General features: G+C 65.5%; 16 protein-coding genes. 15 read left to right on the top strand and 1 reads right to left on the bottom strand.

Translation table 11 applies throughout. The annotated features are described in order from the left end of the window. Window positions 1-81 precede the first annotated feature (81 nt). Complete coding sequence (asd, locus tag HAV18_RS17920) at window positions 82-1209, top strand: aspartate-semialdehyde dehydrogenase (protein ID WP_166958118.1); 1128 nt, start codon at window positions 82-84, stop codon at window positions 1207-1209. Between the two features lie 220 nt (window positions 1210-1429). Here the strand turns inward: asd and HAV18_RS17915 are convergent, their stop codons facing one another. Then, the gene (locus tag HAV18_RS17915) at window positions 1430-2179 is read right to left on the bottom strand and encodes a hypothetical protein (protein WP_166958116.1); all 750 of its coding nucleotides are present in this window, start codon (window positions 2177-2179) and stop codon (window positions 1430-1432) included. 1222 nt (window positions 2180-3401) lie between these two features. On the opposite strand from HAV18_RS17915, the gene HAV18_RS17910 reads away from it, so the two are divergent. The 14 genes from HAV18_RS17910 (at window position 3402) to HAV18_RS17845 (ending at window position 18683) form a co-directional block, all read left to right on the top strand. After that, window positions 3402-4346 carry a helix-turn-helix domain-containing protein gene (locus HAV18_RS17910; RefSeq protein ID WP_243771688.1) on the top strand — a complete coding sequence of 315 codons (945 nt, stop codon included), beginning with the start codon at window positions 3402-3404 and terminating at the stop codon, window positions 4344-4346. 828 nt (window positions 4347-5174) lie between these two features. Then, a complete protein-coding gene (locus HAV18_RS17905) occupies window positions 5175-6251 on the top strand; it encodes a sugar transferase (protein WP_166958112.1) in 1077 nt (358 codons plus the stop codon). Between the two features lie 170 nt (window positions 6252-6421). Next, on the top strand, window positions 6422-7597 hold the full coding sequence (locus HAV18_RS17900; protein ID WP_166958110.1) for a polysaccharide biosynthesis/export family protein: 1176 nt from the start codon (window positions 6422-6424) through the stop codon (window positions 7595-7597). Beyond that, a complete protein-coding gene (locus HAV18_RS17895) occupies window positions 7594-8028 on the top strand; it encodes a low molecular weight protein-tyrosine-phosphatase (protein ID WP_166958108.1) in 435 nt (144 codons plus the stop codon). The genes HAV18_RS17900 and HAV18_RS17895 overlap by 4 nt, the downstream gene beginning before the upstream one ends. Window positions 8029-8081: 53 nt before the next feature. Beyond that, window positions 8082-10319 carry a polysaccharide biosynthesis tyrosine autokinase gene (locus HAV18_RS17890; RefSeq protein ID WP_166958106.1) on the top strand — a complete coding sequence of 746 codons (2238 nt, stop codon included), beginning with the start codon at window positions 8082-8084 and terminating at the stop codon, window positions 10317-10319. Between the two features lie 63 nt (window positions 10320-10382). After that, on the top strand, window positions 10383-11615 hold the full coding sequence (locus HAV18_RS17885) for an oligosaccharide flippase family protein (protein ID WP_166958104.1): 1233 nt from the start codon (window positions 10383-10385) through the stop codon (window positions 11613-11615). A gap of 28 nt (window positions 11616-11643) precedes the next feature. Further along, window positions 11644-12843 carry a capsular biosynthesis protein gene (locus HAV18_RS17880; RefSeq protein ID WP_166958102.1) on the top strand — a complete coding sequence of 400 codons (1200 nt, stop codon included), beginning with the start codon at window positions 11644-11646 and terminating at the stop codon, window positions 12841-12843. A gap of 1 nt (window position 12844) precedes the next feature. Beyond that, complete coding sequence (locus HAV18_RS17875; RefSeq protein ID WP_166958100.1) at window positions 12845-13375, top strand: serine O-acetyltransferase; 531 nt, start codon at window positions 12845-12847, stop codon at window positions 13373-13375. Continuing rightward, window positions 13372-14346, top strand: a complete 975-nt coding sequence (locus HAV18_RS17870) for a glycosyltransferase (protein ID WP_166958098.1) — start codon at window positions 13372-13374, stop codon at window positions 14344-14346. Before HAV18_RS17875 ends, HAV18_RS17870 begins: the two co-directional genes overlap by 4 nt. A gap of 54 nt (window positions 14347-14400) precedes the next feature. Next, window positions 14401-15483 carry a glycosyltransferase gene (locus HAV18_RS17865; protein ID WP_166958096.1) on the top strand — a complete coding sequence of 361 codons (1083 nt, stop codon included), beginning with the start codon at window positions 14401-14403 and terminating at the stop codon, window positions 15481-15483. 94 nt (window positions 15484-15577) lie between these two features. Beyond that, on the top strand, window positions 15578-16423 hold the full coding sequence (kdsA, locus tag HAV18_RS17860) for a 3-deoxy-8-phosphooctulonate synthase (RefSeq protein ID WP_166958094.1): 846 nt from the start codon (window positions 15578-15580) through the stop codon (window positions 16421-16423). Next, window positions 16420-16971, top strand: coding sequence for an HAD family hydrolase (locus HAV18_RS17855; RefSeq protein WP_166958092.1), 552 nt, complete (start codon window positions 16420-16422; stop codon window positions 16969-16971). Before kdsA ends, HAV18_RS17855 begins: the two co-directional genes overlap by 4 nt. Further along, window positions 16955-17770: a 3-deoxy-manno-octulosonate cytidylyltransferase gene (kdsB, locus tag HAV18_RS17850; protein ID WP_166958090.1), complete on the top strand. Its 816-nt coding sequence runs from the start codon at window positions 16955-16957 to the stop codon at window positions 17768-17770. Before HAV18_RS17855 ends, kdsB begins: the two co-directional genes overlap by 17 nt. After that, complete coding sequence (locus tag HAV18_RS17845) at window positions 17751-18683, top strand: SIS domain-containing protein (RefSeq protein WP_166958088.1); 933 nt, start codon at window positions 17751-17753, stop codon at window positions 18681-18683. The genes kdsB and HAV18_RS17845 overlap by 20 nt, the downstream gene beginning before the upstream one ends. Window positions 18684-18686 lie beyond the last annotated feature (3 nt).

The following is an 18686-nucleotide window of genomic DNA, read 5'->3' as shown; positions in this document are numbered from 1 at the left end:
TTCGGCGCACTGCGTGGGCGCCTGAAATCATGAGCGTGGCTCGAAAGCCTCGCGACAGCTTTTCAACAAGGTAGAGAGACAATGGCAAAGGTTGGACTAGTAGGTTGGCGTGGCATGGTGGGTTCCATGCTGCTGAAGCGGATGCGGGATGAGGGCGACTTTTCGAAAATCTCGCCGGCGTATTTCAGCACGTCGGCGGCGGGGCGCACGTATCGCGATCCGCTCGGCGTCGAGCACCGTCTGCTCGATGCGAACTCGGTCGAGCAACTCGGCGAGATGGACATCGTCATCACCTGCCAGGGCGGCGACTACACGAAGGCCGTTTATCCGGCGCTGCGCGCCTCGGGCTGGGGCGGTTTCTGGATCGATGCGGCGTCTGCGAAACGAATGGACGACGATTCGATCATCGTGCTCGATCCGGTCAACCGCGCACAGATCGAAGCCGGTATCGCGTCAGGCGTGCGCAACTACATCGGGGGAAACTGCTCGATTACGCTCACGCTGATCGGTCTGGCGGGACTGTTTCGCGCCGGGCTGGTCGACTGGATGACCATGATGACCTACCAGGCTGCGTCGGGCGCCGGCGCACGTCACGTGAAGGAATTGCTCGGCCAGATGTCGGCCGTCGCGAAGTGTGTCGACGATAGCCTCGCTGATCCGAATACGCCGGTGCTCGATGTGCTGACGAAGGCGCATGCGGCTACGCGTGCGAGCGATTACCCGACCGAGGCGTTTGGCGTGCCCCTCGCGGGCAGCATCATTCCATGGATCGACAGCGACCTCGGCAACGGCGTGAGCCGTGAAGAATGGAAGGGCGAGGTCGAGACAAACAAGATCCTCGGGTTGCCGCCGGGCACGATCCGTGTCGACGGACTCTGCGTGCGCGTCGCCGCGCTGCAAAGCCACTCGGCTGCGATCACGCTGAAGCTGAAGGAGAACTGCGAACTCGACCGCCTTGAAAAACTGATCCGCGACGCGCATGAGTGGGTCGACTTCGTGCCGGGCAACAAGCAGGAGACAATCCACCGACTGTCGCCGGCCGCCGTCAGCGGGTCGCTGAAGATCGGTGTGGGCCGACTGCGCCGCCTCAACGTCGAGCCGCAGGTATACAGCGTGTTGACCACGGGCGATCAACTGCTATGGGGGGCGGCCGAACCGCTGCGGCGTGCACTGAACATCATTCTCGACGCGCGTACCTGGTTGGGGTGACCGTTCCCGGACGAACCGGGAAGGCCACTTCGCGTTCGCAACGGCCGTCGGATGACATGCATCGCGACGCAGCCGGGATGAGATAAGTCTGGTTCGAACGCGGCGCCACGCAATCGTCCGGCGCAGGTGGCCGTTACATGGTGACGCGAATTCGAGAACGGTTTCTCGCAGCGCGATAAACCAGATTGAACCATCCCGTGAATCATGAAGGCGGGTTGGTTCAGGTTGATGGCGGATCACCTGCAATCCGTTCTCGTTCCCGATTGGCCTGCCTCGTTCTCTCATGCAGATTCACTAGCCCGTATTGCGTTGCTCGAACCGAGCTGGACGGAGGCCACCTCCGATTGGAGATCGGATGGGCAAACTTGCCGCCCACCCGTTTCCGAGCGAGCGCGATTGTTGCACCGGAAACGGAAAGGATCACAATCACATAGAAACAACCCAGCACGCTCATGAAGCTCGCTGGGTGTGCCGCCATTCGGGCGAATTCTCCGAGGGCAGCACCTTCGGCCGGTGCGGTACTCATGCCCTGTTCGACGAATCCGCGAGCCGTCGACTGCAGCGCGCGCTCGAAGATCGGGTTGCAAGGGGGCGCACACTCGGCCAGCCGGGTTTGACGGCGTGCGACGCGGTGTTGATCCAGGATGATGATGGACGCGGTCGAGAGCGAGTAGGCGAGTTGCTTGACGATGGTCTTCAACCGGTAGCCATGCGTAAACTCGTGATCCGGGAAGATCTGGAACGCCACGTTTCCGTTAGGCAGGGCGATGAACATCAACAGGAAGCCGCGTACGATCAACGGCGCCAGGAGCAACGGAACGCTCACATCCGGTGAAGGTGCACGAACCACACGGCGGTGAACGTAGCCATGAGAAATCCTGGAACGATCAGCAGTTTTTTGCGTGCGACGAACTTCGCGTAACGGAAGTTGGGCGAGCCTCGCGGCCGCTTTCGACCGGAAATCAACCATGAACCAGTTTGCTTATCTGTTCGGTGAGCGGGTTGCGCAGGCGCGCGGATAACGAACCAACCAACCGCCTCGCCCGCAAAAATGCGGACAGGTTCTCGGCATCACAGCGACGTCGTCGCGTTTCATCGTCTTCACAAAGCGCGCGGCCATCCCGTCAGTATGCGGGCCACACACCGGCGTGGCCAATGACTGCGGGTCGATGGCCGCCGCGTGCTCGACCGTTACCGCCGAAACGAACCCGGGCGCAAACCGGCACACGTTACCTTTCTACTGCGACGTCAATATGTCGAATATGGCGTCGGCGCGACATTGCGGCACTGGAAGCATCCAGATCCAGCGGAAACGTTTGCGTGGCACTGTATCGAAATCTTCAGCGACTACACCGATATTCGATCGTCGATACAGGGCAAGTGACTGCATGAATCTCGAATGACATCCGACGAATATTTTCGCGGTGAACGTTTGCGCGACACCGACGCGAATATGAATCGCACCCCGCGCCGTCGATTCGTGTTCGGCGATTGCCCGTCAGGGCTCACGCGATTACGTCGATTGCCGCCTGCATTACGTTTCAGGCCAGTGCGCTCGACGTCGATTTGAACGCATTGCCGGCGTGCACCAATAATCGGAGTAGCGGTTCGGATTTGCGCATGTCAGCACGCGTGTATCGCGGCTCTGTCAGTTTGCACGAGTTCAATTCGACCGCAGGCGGCACCTGAAGACCCGCGGCTGAAGCGGGATCCACGCTGTCCGGGCATGGTCGCCGCGACACCTCTGCCGTTCATCCATGCGGCACCGGCCGGGATGTGTTGCACATTGAACGGCCCGAATGCCATCGCAATTATCCAGAACGGGAAAGGTTTTCCGCTATCCCGATCGATATCCCCCATCAATGATTTACGTCAATTTTTTATCGAATTTTGCGAATGAATTCACATCGGATCTGGCCATTGTCAATAAATAGGGGCGCATCACTGGCTTGATTCATTCCGACAACACCACGGCGGAAACAGACATTGATAAATCGGCGGACAAGGACCGCCGCATATGATGCGGCGCAGAATTCGAGAAATGTAAGCAATTGTTAAAGGTCCGCAAGATGCAAACAGTGTCGAATCTTTCGCCGGCGGGGTTCAGCGTGAATCGTGGTAGAGGTCCCGGAAACGGGCATCAACGGGCAAGTGTAATCGTACTGTTGCTCGAGGATTTTTCGATTATGCAGATGGGCAAGCTGGCCGCGGTTTTCGAACTCGCCAATCAGCTCGGCCGAGCCGACGGCGCATTCGTCGATCGCTACGAATTGCGGCTTTATTCGATCCACGGCGGCCCGGTTCGTTCGTCGTCTGGTGTCGGGATCTGGACGGACGCAATCCGCATGCTCGAGGCAAGCACGGTTCACGCAATGTTCGTTCTGAGCGGTCATGGCGGGATCGATGCGCTCGACGAGCAACTCATCGCGTGGCTCAGGCACGCCCACCAGCGCGCGCGTGTCGTCAGGGGCAGCGGTGGTGGCCGGAAGCTGTTGACGCAGATTCATCTCGCGCAGAAGGAAGTCGACAAGGTGTCGCCGGCGGTGGACGGCGGCGGCGCTTCGCACGCCGGACGTGACGACGTCGAATGTGCCGGCGACGAGGACGACGGGCCGTTCTCGGATGCGTTGTCGATCGTGCGCGTCGACATGGGCTACGAAATCGCGCAGGAAATCGTGACGTGCATGGTGTCCGGTGCGAACCGCAAGCTGACCGACGTGCTGTTCGGCGCACGTGTCGCGCGGGCCAGCACGTTGATCCGGCGGGCGGCACATCACCTGCGCGTCAACAGCGAGAATCGGATTTCCATCGCAGACGAGGCGCAGGCCGCCGCGATGAGCGAGCGCAATTTCCTGCGGCGCTTCAAGAACGAGATCGGTGTCACACCCACCGAGTTCGTGTTGAGAATCCGCCTCGAAAAGGCCTGCCGCATGCTGATCGAGACGGATCTTCCCGCCGACAAGGTCGCGAGACGAACCGGCCTGGGCAGTGGCGACCGGATGGCCAAGTTGTTTCGCCAGCACCTGCAGACTTCACCGACCGAATACCGGACCGCCGCGCGAAAAAGCGGCGACACTTCGGCAGAGATGCTGTATGCGTCGGACCTGAGCGGCTGGATGAACAGCGCGACATCGTAGGCACGCGAGCGCCGTTCGTCACTCGAAGCCGATGAACGTCAATCCATCGCGCCGAGCGTAATAAATATCCGGATAAATCGTATTTCGATCGAATGACGAAATGCGCATTACAAATCAGGAAATATGAATATCCGCCGATCGACGCGCGACGAAGGTGGATTCGGCCACAATCGTGGCGCCGTCCGACAGCAGCCGCCCAAAACGCGTATCCACTCGATTAAGTTATCGACTGGACTTTCGAGGAGGCGGCACCCCGGCACTCCTCGGAATTTTGCCTGCCGTGTCTCGTGAGCGCACTGCGCAGGCCTTTTTATTCGTCGAGCCAGCACTCGCGCAGACGGCACCCGGCCGATGCTCGCTCGCATGTTTCACCCGGTACTCGGCGATGAAATCGCTACCTGGCGTGCCGGACAAGACCGGCAAGATGAATCGCGCATTGGCGGGAAATGGCGTGTCGCCGTGGCGATCCGGATTCGATAAATTCCCATCGAAATCGCGTGTCGATTTGCCAATTGGCGTCGCCTGTTTAATCGCGAAATAGATCGAATAATTCCGCCACGAAATCACCCTTGATTCCATCCGCCATCAACAAGGCGAATTCGGACGCAAGCGATAAAGGCGCGAGTCCCGGCGAATATGATGCACTGCGGAAACACGGTAGTGACGACGTTCCGACAGGCAAGCGGATGGATACGCCGACCGGCAAGCTCCCCCTGCAACGTGCTGCATCAGGGCCGAGTGACAGCCCCGGTCGACACGAAGTGCAGACGTACCGTGCCGATGCGCCGCGCGAACGGTTGTTGAATGACAAATTAGGAGTTCATATCGATGAATTCGTTGATCAATCGAGCGACCGACATCGGGCTGATCGTGCTGGGCGCGTTCATTCCCGCATTGATCGGTGCCACAGGCGGCGCACGCGGAACCCTGTTCGACGGTGCACTCGTCGCGTTTGCAGCCGCGCTGGCCTTGTCGGTGTTTCCCGCCTGCGGCATCTACGAGGCGGCACGCACGCGTTCGGCACTTCACGTGCTCGGCCGTACCGTGCTGGCGTGGATCGTCGTGCAGGGCATGAGCACCGCGCTGCTGTACGTGCTCCATCGTGCGCACGTGCTGTCGAACGAGTGGTTCGTGTACTGGACGCTCGCCAGCGGGATCGGCTTGATCGCGTTCCGCGCGCTGACGCTCGCGATCTTCGGAATGATCGAGCGTGCCGGCGATCAGGTGCGTGCGGCGGCCATCGCGCACGCTGACTTGCGCGGCCAGCGCGAGATCGGCCACCGCACGGTCGGACGCGTGAAGCGGATGGTCAAGCGCAGCTTCGACCTGGTCGGCGCGTCGTTGCTGCTTCTCATGCTGGCGCCGGTATTGCTGGGTATCGCGTGGACCGTGCGACGCGACGGCGGCCCGGCGATCTTCGGGCACGAGCGCGTCGGCCGCGACGGCCGGCGGTTCAAGTGCCTGAAATTCCGCTCGATGGTGACGAACGCCGATGCAGTGCTCAAGGCGCTGCTCGAGCGCGATGCCGACGCCCGCGCGGAATGGGATCGCGAATTCAAGCTGAAGAACGATGTCCGCATCACGCCGATCGGCCGCCTGCTCCGCAAGACGAGTCTCGACGAACTGCCGCAGCTGCTGAACGTGCTGAAGGGCGACATGAGCCTCGTCGGGCCACGCCCGATCGTCGAGGCCGAACTCGAACGCTACGGCACCGACGTGCGCTACTACCTGATGGCGAAACCGGGCATGACCGGCCTCTGGCAGGTCAGCGGCCGCAACGACACCGACTATTCGACGCGCGTATCGCTCGACGTGTCCTACGTGCGCGAATGGTCGCTGCGCCGCGACATCGGCATTCTGTTCCGGACGATCAACGTGGTGGTGCGCGGTTCGGGTGCGTATTAGCCATTGCCGCGTGCACGTCGCGAAGGATGCGTGACGGCAGCATGCACGGCGGTGTTCAGCAGTGTGCAGGGGCAGCAAGCATGTCCGGTCTCGACAGGGGTGCTGTACTCGCGCTCGACAAGACGCGGGGCGACCGGTGCAATTTCAAATTAAAAAAGTGCGAGGTGGTAATGCAGAGGTTGCGTCAAATGGAGTCGGCGCGCGCGATCGCGCCGCGTCGACCATCGCGTGTCGGGCCGCTCGTGATGATCCTGCCGCTGTGTGCATGGCTGAGCGCGTGCGGCATCGCGCCGGGCATGCGCATGCAGCAGCCGGCGTCGATTCCGCTGCAAAGCGGCGCCACGCCGGACGAGCGCGCCGATCTGCCGGTGCCGGTCACGAATATCGACCTGTTGCTGATCCGGCGCATGCGCGAAACCGAACGCAGTACGCGCGGCGAAGCGCACGATATCGTCGCGTCTCCGGATGCGTACACCATCGGCCGTGGCGACGTGCTGCAGATCACCGTCTGGGACCACCCCGAACTCGCGGCGGCGCTCGGCGCGCCGGCGCAGGCCGCGCCGCGCGCGGCGGATGCGCCGCCGGGCTTCGTCGTCGACCAGGACGGCACGCTGCAGTATCCGTTCGCGGGGCGCTTGCCGGTGGCCGGTCTGACGGCCGAGCAGGTACAGACGCAGCTCACGCGCCGTCTCGACAAGACGTTCAGGGATCCGCAGGTCACGGTGCGCATCGCGTCGTTCCGCGCGAAGCAGGTGTATATCGAGGGCGAGGTGCATACGCCGGGCTCGCAGCCCGTGAACGACATCCCGATGACGTTGTACGACGCGATCGGGCGGGCCGGCGGCTTTGCGGCGTCGGCCGACCAGAGCCGCATCGTGCTCGTGCGTGACGGCGTCGAACGCCGGATCGACCTGACCGAGATGGCCGAGCAGGGGCGCAACCCGTCGAAGATCGTGCTGCGCAACGGCGATCTCGTACGCGTGCTGCCGCGCGACGAGAGCGGTGTGTTCGTGATGGGCGAGGTCAACAAGCCGGTGACGGCGTTGCCGATGCGCAATGGCCGGCTGACGCTGAGCGAGGCGATCTCGCAAGCGGGCAGCCTGAACGCGAACACGGCCGATGCGGCACAGCTCTACGTGGTGCGCGGGATGCAGGACGAGCAGCCGCAGGTCTATCACCTCGACGCTCGCTCGCCGGTCGCGATGGTGCTGGCGAATCAGTTCCAGCTGAAACCGAAGGACGTCGTGTACGTCGACGGCAACGGGCTCGTTCGCTTCAGCCGCGTGCTCAGCCTGTTGCTGCCGGCCATCAACGCCGGCCTGACCGGAGCGATCGCGACCAAATGATGGAATCGATCCTGATCGTCTGCGAGGGCAACATCTGCCGCAGCCCGATGGCCGAAGCGATGCTGCGTCACGCGATGCCGGGGCGCCGCATCGCGTCAGCGGGCCTGAACGCGCTGGTCGGCATGCCGCCTGCGCCGTATACGCAGGACGTGATGCGGATGCGCGGCTTCGACGTGTCGACGCATCGCGCGCAGCAGATCGGCCGCACGCTGTGTACCGACGCCGACCTGATCCTGGTGATGGACCGTCGCCAGCGCGCGTCGCTCGAGAACCAGTTCCCGTTCGTGCGAGGGCGCGTGTTCCGTCTCGGCGAGTACACGGATTTCGACGTGCACGACCCTTACCGCCAGCCCAGATTCGTGTTCGAACGCTGCGCGCGACTGATCGAGCTCGGTGTGTCCGAGTGGTCGAAGCGCCTGCGTATCGTCTGACGCGGCCGTTGGTCGACGCCCCACTGGAACCCAATACGCCTCCTATCGTTGCCATGACCCAACCCTCCGCCCCGCCGCAGCAACCCGCCGAAGACGGCAGCGAGACCGACTTCGTCGCGGTGCTCGACATCCTGCTGGAAAGCCGCTGGCTGATCGCGACCATCACGTGCGTGCTGCTGGCCGTCGGCCTCGCGTATGCGATTCTCGGCAAGCCGGTGTTCGAAGCCAACATCCTGGTCCAGGTCGAGGACAGCCCGGACACGTCAGCCGCCAAGTCGTTGCTCGGCGACGTGTCGGCGCTGTTCGACGTCAAGTCGTCGGCCGCCGCCGAGCAGCAGATCCTCGCGTCGCGCCTCGTCGTCGAACGCGCGGTCGATAAGCTCAACCTGTTCATCGATGCCGAGCCGAAGCGCTTCCCGCTGATCGGCGACTGGATCGCGCGCCATGCCGACGGCCTGTCCGATCCCGGACTGGCCGGCTTCGGCGGCTATGCATGGGGCCGCGAACGCATCGACGTGCCGCGTTTCGACGTGCCGCGCAAGAATGAAGGCGACGCGTTCACGCTGACGAGCCTCGGCGGCGAGCGCTATCGGTTCGACGGTGGCGATCTCGACGCACCGGTCGAGGGCACGGTCGGCACGCTCGAGCATTTCAGCTCGCCGCGCGGCCCGATCACGCTGCGGGTCGCGTCGATCGCCGCGAAGCCCGGCGCCGCGTTCGTGCTGGTGCGCAACTCGCGGCTGAAGACGATCGAGGACATCCGCGACCGCCTCAACGTGCAGGAGCGCGTGAAGCAATCGGACGTCGTCGTCGCCAGCCTGCAGGACACCGACCCGAAATGGGTCGCCGACACGATGAACGAGATCGGCCGTCAGTACGTGCGGCAGAACATCGAGCGGAAGTCGGCGGAAGCCGCGCAGTCGCTCGAGTTCCTGAGCGGGCAACTGCCGCAGCTCAAGCAGCAGCTGACCGATTCCGAAGCGCGCCTGACGAAGCTGCGCAACGAGCACGGCACGGTCGACCTCACCGAGGAAGCGAAGCTCGCGCTGGCGCAGACCGCCGACGCGAAGACGCGCCTGCTCGAACTGCAGCAGAAGCGCCAGGAGCTGATGTCGCGCTTCACCGGGCGGCATCCGAGCGTGGCCGCGATCGACGAGCAGATTGCCGCGCTGAGCGGTTACCGCAGCTCGGCCGAGCAGCAGATCCGACGCTTGCCGGACCTGCAGCAGGAAACCGTCCGGTTGATGCTCGACGTGCGGGTCAACACCGACCTCTACACGGCGTTGCTGAACAACATGCAGCAACTGCAGCTCGTGCAGGCCGGCAAGACCGGCAACGTGCGCCTCGTCGATACGGCGGCGGTGCCGGAAGTGGCGGTGCGGCCGAAGAAGGCGCTTGTCGCGCTGGCGTCACTGCTGCTCGGGCTGCTCGCCGGGTGCGGCACCGCGATCGCCCGCTCGATGCTGTTCCACGGCATCTCCGATCACAACGAGATCGAGCGCCGTCTCGGCCTCGCCGTGTACGCGACGGTGCCGATCAGCGACCATCAGCGCGAGCTGGCCGAGGACGCCGAGCGCAAGAGCGGCCGCAAGTCGCTGCTGTCGATCGACTTCCCGAACGAACCGGCCGTCGAGTGCCTGCGCAGCCTGCGCACCGCGCTGCAGTTCGCGATGCTCGAGGCGAAGAACAACATCGTGCTGATCGCCGGTCCGGCGCCGGGCGTCGGCAAGACCTTCCTGTCGTCGAACCTCGCGGTCGTGATGGCGAGCGCCGGCAAGCGCGTGCTGCTGATCGACGGCGACATCCGCAAGGGCCGGCTGCACGACTATCTCGGCTTCCCGCGCGGCCGCGGCTTCACGGAGCTGATCGCCGGCAGTGCGCGCGTGGAGGACGTGATTCACCGCGAGGTGGTCGACGGCCTCGACTTCATCTCGACCGGGACGATGCCGAAGAATCCGGCGGAACTGCTGCTGAACCGCAATCTCGCGGCGCTGGTCGACGATCTGTCGTCGCATTACGACATCGTCGTGATCGACTCGGCGCCGGTGCTAGCCGTGCCCGATACCGGCATTCTCGGCGCGGTCGCCGGCACCGCGCTGCTCGTCACGATGGCGGGCAGGACGAAGCTCGGCGAGATCGGCGAATCCACGAAGCGTTTCGCGCAGAACGGCGTCCGCCTGAGCGGCGTCATCTTCAACGGCGTCAACCCGCGGCTCGGGCAATACGGGTACGGGTCGAAGTACGGCGGTTATCGCTATGTCGCCTACGAATACGGAGCGCAGGATGCGTGACGCGCGCAGCGCCGCCGGCGGCCCGGCCCGCGTATCCGGCCACGTACCGCGCACGGAGGCGAAATGATCAATCCTCGCGATTCGATCGTATCGCTCGCCGGCGTCGTGGTCGGCCAGATCGCGCTGTTCGCCTGCATCTTCGTGATCGGGCGGCGCTTCGGGCCCGAGTCGCTCGGACACTTCAACTATCTGCTCGCGCTCGCGACCTTCGTCGGCACGCTGCTCGCGTTCCGCTACGAACTCGCGTGCGTCGACGACACGCCGGGCGAGTCGTTCAACGCGTTCGTCAACGTGACGGCGCTGAGCCTGGTCGTGATCGCGGTGTTCGGCCTCCTGATCGCCCTCGCAGGGCGCGGGGATCTCCATCTCGTCGCCGTCTATGCGCTGGCAACGTTCGTGCAGCTGGCCGCCGGATCCTACCTGAACAGCCTCAGGCGCTACGGCTGGATCGCGCTGTCGCGCGTGGTGGTCAACGGCGCGTTCCTCGCGGGCCTCGTGCTGTCGCTCGCATGCCCCGCGTGCGCAAGCGTCGACGTGTTCGCGCTGTACGCGTGGGTGAGCGCGGCGGTGTCGGTCGTGATGGCCGGGGCGATCCTGTTCTCCGGCTATCGCGCCGGGTACGCGTTCAGGCTATCGCGCGCTTTCTTCGTCAGGAACCGACGTTTCGCGCTGTATATCCTGCCGTCGACGCTGTGCGCGTCGGTGCTGACCTATGCGTTGTCGATCGCGATTCCGCACTGGTTCGATGCGCAGAGCGCCGGCTACTTCGCGGCCGCATACCGGCTCGGCTTCTTTCCGGTGTCGCTGATCGCGCAAAGCGTCGGCGGCGTGTTCCGCCGCGACGCGATCGGTGCGATGGCACGCGCGGATGCGGGCACGACGGTGCCGCGCGTGTACCGGACCTACGCCCGCGCGCTCACGGCGCTCGCGGTCGTGTACATGGCCGGCGGGCTGCTGCTGTTCGCGCCGCTCGTGAACCTGTTCTTCGGCGCGAGCTGGCGCGGCTCGGTCGGGTTCTATCACAGCCTGATGCCGCTGTTCGCGCTGCAGCTGGTCTACGTGCCGCTGTCGCAGATCTTCCTCGCGACACGCGCGCAGCGCATCGATTTCCTGTTTCAGCTGACCTGCGGCGTGTGTCTGGCCGGGGCGCTGGGCATCGCACGGCTGATGAACCTGTCGGCCCCGACGAGCGTGCAGATTTTTTCGCTGACCGGCGCGGCGCTGATGGCGGCCGGCATCGCGCTCACGTACCGGGTCCTCGACACGAACCTGTCCCGATCCCGCGCGCTGGCGTGAGATCGCCGCTACGACGAACGAGTACACCATGATCCTGATCGTCATCGATTCCCTCGAGCGTTACACCTTCGCGACCCGGCTCGTGAGCGCGGTGCGGCACGAATACGAGTTCGCGTTCCTGACGAGCGAACCGGTCGCGCATCTCGGCCTGGTGCTGAGCGGCTATCGCTCGGTGTACCTGAACCGCCTGATGCCGATCGACGCGCCCGACGGGCAGCCGGCCGACCGCACGCCGTATCAGCTGTCGATCGAGGTGCTGAACGGGCAGATGACCGAGGCCCGCGCGAAGCGCGAGTCGGCCGCGATCTTCCACATCGCATCGGAAGTGCTGCGCGGCCTGCGGATCGAGCTGTGCGTGATGTGGAACGGGCAGCAACTGGTGTGCCGCGCGGTGCGGCAGGCCTGCACGGTGTACGGCGTCGCGACCCGCTTCATCGAGATCTCGAACCTGCCGGGCAAGCTGTTCGTCGATTCGCTGGGCGTCAATGCGCTGTCGACGATCAGCCGCAACCCCGAGGCCATCGATCGGCTGCCGCTGCCCGACGAGCACACGCATGCGCGCTGGCTGTCGGCCTACGAGCACTACAAGCGGATGCCGCTGCCGCAGGCGCGGACGTCGTTCGCGCGCAAGGCCATGTCGGCGACCAACTACCTGCTGAAGGTGCTCAGCCGAGGCGTCGGCCGCCGGCGCCTGGCGAGCGTGCGGGCGCGCAACGGGATGCCGGCGCCGCGCCAGGCCACGTACATGTCGGCCGACACGCTGGCGACGAACCGCTATGTGTTCCTGCCGCTGCAGGTGTCCGGCGACACGCAGATCAGGCTGCATTCGGACGTCGGCAATCTCGAGGCGATCCGCCATGCGTTCGAGTTCGCGGCGAACGAGAGCGCCGACCTGTTCGTGAAACTGCATCCGGCCGAGACCGATGCGGCCGAGATCGACGCGATCGTGCGCCTGCAGCAGACGTACCACTTCGAAATCGTCACGTCGCCGACCACGGAGCTGCTGCGGCACGCGTATGCGGTCGTCACGATCAATTCGACCGTCGGGCTCGAGGCGATGCTGTACGGCAAGCGCGTGGTGTCGCTGGGCCGCTGCTTCTACAAGGAGTTCGATCGCGAGCGGCTGCTGAAGTACATCCATTCGTTCCTGGTCGACGGTATCGACTACTTCGGCGCCGCGCGCATTCCCGCCGATGCGGCCCGGCGCGTATTCGCGAGACGGCACTGAGATGGGCATCACGTTGAGACAGACCGCCGAGGCCATCGCCGAAGACTGCCGCCGCAATGCGTTCGTGAAGACGCGCAGCGTGGTGATTTTCTACCGCGTCGTGCATTACCTCGCGTGCCGGAGCCGGTTCACGCTGCTGGCCGGCGCACCGCTGATCCTGCTCTACATCGTGCTGTGCGACTGGCTGATGGGCATCGAGATTCCGGTGAAGACGAGGATCGGCAAGGGGCTCGCGCTCTATCACGGCACCGGCCTCGTGATCAACGGCTACGCGGTGATCGGCGACTACTGCACGCTGCGGCACGGCGTGACGATCGGCAACACCATCCGGAAGGACGGCACGCTCGGCGGCGTGCCGACGATCGGCGATCACGTGGAGTTCGGCGCCCACAGCGTCGTGCTCGGCGTGGTGCGGGTCGGCGACGGCGCACGGATCGGCGCGGGCGCGGTGGTGTTGCGCGACGTGCCCGACCGCTGCGTGGCAGTCGGCGTTCCCGCGCGCATTCTCGACAACGAACAGGAACCGACATGAAAGTGTTCATACTGCATCCCGGCAAGGCGAACTACCCCGAGATCGCCGCCTACCGCAGCCGTTTGAGGACGCACGGGTTCGAGGTGTTCGATGGCGATCTCGATGCGTACGCGCGCTTTCCCGATCGGGACATCTGCATCCTGTGGTGCATCATGGGTTTCTATCGCGCGCTGCCGCCCGCGCGGTTCGTGATTCACGACTATCGGTCGCTGTCGGTCGGCCGGCTCGCGGCCGTCAAGGACGGCGTGAAGCGCATGCTGAACGTCCGGCCCGACTTGCGGATCTTCCAGAACGAGCAGATGTGCGACGCGATGGCGTTTCGCGACGGCGTGCGCGCGTTGCTGTTGCCGATGGGCGTGCCGGACTGGATCTTCGATCCGGCCGACGCGGGTAGCGACCATGTCGCGCCGGGTAGCGACCATGTCGCGCCGATGCCGTCCGGCAGGTTCTGCTACATCGGCGAGATGAGCCGCGAGCGCGGTTTTCACAAGGTGCTGGCCGCCTATCGCGACGCGCGCCGCGACGATTCGGACACGCTCGTGCTGGTCGGCCACCCGGAGCCCGAGATCCACGCGGCGTTCGCCGGCACGCCGGGCATCCGCTTCGTCGGCCGCGTGCCGCAGCCGGCCGCGCTCCGGATCGTCCGCGACAGTGAATACGCGGTGTGCTTCTTTCCGTATCACCGGCCGCATTGCTTCCAGACACCGACGAAGCTGCTCGAATACGCGTCGCTCGGCAAGAAAATCATCTGCAACGACGCGCCGTCGAATGTGCGCACCGCGCACGAACTCGGCATCCAGTGCCACGTCACCGGTGCGACGATCTTCGACGACCTGTTTCCGCTGTCGCGGATCCGGGCGACCCGTCCCGACCCGGCGGCGATGCAGTCGCTCGAATGGGGGCGCGTGATCGAGCGTTCGGGCGTGCTCGCGTATATCGATGCGGTCGCGGGGCGCCGTCCCGGTGTCTGACGACGTCATTCGCCGTCGGTGCGCGACGGCTCATCCCTCATGGAACGGATTCCGATGAAGATCGTCCACATGGTCGAATCCAGCGCCACGGGCACGTTGTCGATGGTGTGCCTGATCGCGAACCGCCTGGCTCGCGAAGGCCACGATGTTCACGTCGTCTACTCGGTGCGGCCGGACACGCCGCCCGGTCTTGCCGCGATGTTCGACACGCGCGTGTCGCTGCGCCACGTCCAGATGAAAGGCGCGGGCCTGCTGCGGACCGTGAGCCGGCTGCGCGCGACGCTCACCGAGATCGGCCCGGACGTCGTGCATCTGCATTCGTCGTTCGCCGGCTTTCTCGGGCGGCTGTCGACGCTGTTCGCGTTGCCGAACGCGGCGTTCTTCTACAGCCCGCATTGCATCTCGTTCATGCGCCGCGATATCTCCGGCGTGAAGCGGCTGGCATTCGTCGGTCTCGAATGGATCGCGTGCGTGCGGAAATGCCTTTACGTCGCATGCTCGGAAAGCGAGGGCCGCGCGATCCGCGCCTGGCTTCGCCAGCCGGTGGTGGTGGTCGAGAACGCGGTAGTCGAGAGGCCGTCCTCGGCACGGGCGGGAGATGAAGGGCGGCCGACGGACGGCCCCCTGTGCGTCGTGACCGTCGGTGGCATTCGCGCGCAAAAGAATCCGGCGCTGTTCGCGCAGATCGCGCACGGCTTGCGTGCGCGCGGCGTGCGTTTCGTCTGGATCGGCGACGGCGACGATGCATCGAAGCTGCGGCTGGCCGAGGCGGGCGTCGAGGTGACCGGATGGTTGCCGCACGACGAGGTCGCGCGGCGCCTCGCATCCACTGACGTGTACCTGTCGACGTCGTCGTGGGAAGGCATGCCGGTGTCGGTCATCGAGGCGATGCTGGCCGGGCGGCCCGTCGTCGTGTCCGGGTGCGCCGGCAATGTGGATGTCGTGCGCCATCTGCAGACCGGCGTGATCTACGCGACGGCGGCCGACGCGGTCGCGTGGCTTGAGCGCCTCGCCGCCGACGACGCGCTGCGCCGGGAACTGGCCCGGCGGGCGAGCCGCGAGGCGCGTCGGCGCTTCGGCGAGGAGCGCCTGTTCGGCGAGCTTGCGCCGCTCTATGCTGCATGGGCAGCCCGCTGACACCGGCATCCGGCTGCGCCCGACTGGCGCGAATCGCACGGCATTCGCCGCGACGCGACGCGCCCAACGCCGCCCCAATTTCGTGGAGAACTGTATGAATGTAACCCTCACCCCGGACGTCACCGTCGGCAACGACTTGCCGTTCGTCCTGTTCGGCGGCCTCAACGTGCTCGAAAGCCTGGACTTCACGCTCGACGTCTGCGGCACGTTCGTCGAGGTCACGCGCCGTCTCGGCATTCCGCTGGTGTTCAAGGCGTCGTTCGACAAGGCCAACCGCTCGTCGATTCACTCGTATCGCGGCGTCGGATTCGACGAGGGGCTGCGGATCTTCGACGAGGTCAAGCGCCGGTTCGGCGTGCCCGTGATCACCGACGTGCATGAAACGTGGCAGGCCGGGCCGGTGTCGAAGGTCGTCGACGTGCTGCAGGTGCCGGCGTTCCTCGCGCGCCAGACCGACCTCGTGGTCGCGATCGCGCAGACCGGCAACGCGCTCAACATCAAGAAGCCGCAGTTCATGAGCCCGACGCAGATCGAGCACGTCGTGTCGAAGTGCCGCGAAGCCGGCAACGACCGCGTGATCCTGTGCGAGCGCGGCTCGTCGTTCGGTTATGACAATCTCGTCGTCGACATGCTCGGCTTCCGCCAGATGCGCGACGCGACGGGCGACTGCCCGGTGATCTTCGACGTCACGCACAGCCTGCAGATGCGCGATCCGGGCGGCGCCGCATCGGGTGGCCGGCGGCGCCAGGTGCTCGATCTTGCGCGCGCCGGGATGGCGGTCGGGCTGGCCGGGCTGTTCCTCGAAGCGCATCCCGACCCCGACCGCGCGCGCTGCGACGGCCCGAGCGCGCTGCCGCTCGCGTTGCTCGACGCGTTCCTGCAGCAGGTGAAGGCGGTGGACGACCTGGTCAAGCGGCTGCCGCCGCTCGATATCCGGTGAGCGGCGCGACGTATCGCGGGCCCGTGCGCCTGGTGCTGTTCGACGTCGACGGCGTGCTGACCGACGGCTTGCTGCACGTGACGCACGAAGGCGAGTGCATGAAGAGCTTTCACGCGCACGACGGCGTCGCGGTCGCGCTGCTGCGCGCGCACGGCATCCGCACCGGCATCCTGTCGGGCAAGCACAGCGGCGCGTTGACGTGGCGCGCGGCGCAGCTCGGCGTCGACGTGCTCGTGAGCGGCTGCGACGACAAGGGCGCCGGTTATGCGGACATCAAGGCGCGGCAAAAGGTGGACGATCACGAGGTCGCGTATGTCGGCGACGACGTGAACGATCTCGCGGTCATCGAACGCGTCGGCGTGTCGTATGCGCCGGCCGATGCGCATCGGCTCGTGCTCGCGCGCGTCGACCATGTCGCGCGCACGGCCGGCGGCCGCGGCGTCGCGCGCGAAGTGGCCGAGCATCTGTTGATGGAGGCCGGGCTGTCGCTCGACGACGCGTACCGGCCGTTGCTCGAACAATGGAGCGGCCATGACGTCGTTCAATAGCAGGCGCCCTGTGCGCGTCGTGATTCCGGCACGGTACGGTTCGGCGCGGTTGCCGGGCAAGCCGCTCGTCGATCTGGACGGCGAGCCGATGATCGTCCGCGTGCACGCGCGCGTGCGCCGCGCGCTACCCGATACCGACATCGTCGTCGCGATCGACGACGCACGCATCGCCGATGTGCTCGATGCGCGCGGCATCCGGTTCGCGATGACCGATACCGGTCATGCGTCCGGCACCGACCGCGCGGCGGAAGTCGCGCGTGTGTCCGGCTGGCCCGACACCGATGCGGTGCTCAACGTGCAGGGTGACGAACCGCTTGTGCCGACGGCACTGCTGAAGGCATTCGCCGGCTTCTGCGGTGCGGCACCGGATCTCGGTGTCGCGACGGTTGCCTGCCCGGTCGGCGAGGCCGCGCTGCTCGACGAGCCGGCGATCGTCAAGCTCGTCGTCGACCGCCGCAGCCGTGCGCTGTACTTCTCGCGCGCGGCGATCCCGTTTTGCCGCGACGGGCGGCCGGCGGGGGCGGGCGGTTCGAATGGTTCGAACGGCGGCGTGTTCCTGCGTCATATCGGTCTTTACGGCTACGCGAATGCCACGTTGCAGGCGTTGGCGAGCGCCGCACCGTGCGAACTCGAGCACCTGGAAAGGCTCGAGCAGTTGCGGGCGCTGTGGCTCGGCATCCCGATCGACGTGATGCGCTGGCCCGACACGCCGCCCGCCGGCATCGATACGCCCGACGACGTCGCCCGTGTCGTCTCCCTTCTCAAACGGCAAACCCACGATGCGACAGAACCATATTGAATCCGCCCGGCAGGTCTTCGAGATCGAGTCGCGCGCATTGACCCGCGTGGCCGCGCGGCTCGACGCGAATTTCGAGGATGCGGTCGAGATCGTCCTGGCGTCGAGCGGCCGGGTCGTCGTGTGCGGCATGGGCAAGTCCGGCATCATCGGCAGGAAAATCGCGGCGACGCTCTCGAGCACGGGCACGCCGGCCTTCTTCATGCATCCGGGCGAGGCCTATCACGGCGACCTCGGCATGGTGACGCCGGGCGACACGTTTCTCGCGATTTCGAATTCGGGAGAAACGGACGAGGTGATCAAGCTGATTCCGTTCCTGCGCGGCAACGGCAACGACCTGATCGCACTGACCGGCAATCCGGCGTCGACGCTCGCGAGCGCCGCGCGGGCCCATCTGAACATCGGCGTCGAACGCGAGGCGTGCCCGCTGCAGCTCGCGCCGACCGCGTCGACGACGGCGACGCTCGCGATGGGCGATGCGCTGGCGATCACGCTGATGCGGGCGCGCGGCTTCCAGCCGGAACACTTTGCGCGTTTCCATCCGGGCGGCTCGCTCGGCCGCCGGCTGCTGTCGACGGTCGACGACGAAATGGCGCGCGGCAACCTGCCGTTCGTGACGGAGCACACGGCGACGCTCGACGTGCTGGACGCGATGACGCGCGGGCGGCTCGGACTCGCGATCGTGAGGCGTGACGCCGGCTGGGGCATCGTGACCGACGGCGACATCCGCCGCGCGATCGAGCGGCATGGCGACGGCGTACTGCGGCGCACGGCCGCCGACATGATGTCGATCGAGCCGTCGACGGTGCGGCCCGGCACACGGGTCGAGGATGCGTTGCTGCTGATGCAGCAGCAGCGGATCGGCGCGCTGCTGGTGGTCGACGGCGGCGACGTCGTCGGCGTGTTCAAGAAATGACGA

Origin of the sequence: Burkholderia sp. D-99 (genome assembly GCF_011605345.1) — a bacterium.
Taxonomy (GTDB): Bacteria; Pseudomonadota; Gammaproteobacteria; order Burkholderiales; family Burkholderiaceae; genus Burkholderia.
The sequence above is the reverse complement of the archived record's forward strand: the minus strand, read 5'-3'. Positions and strand labels throughout refer to the sequence as shown.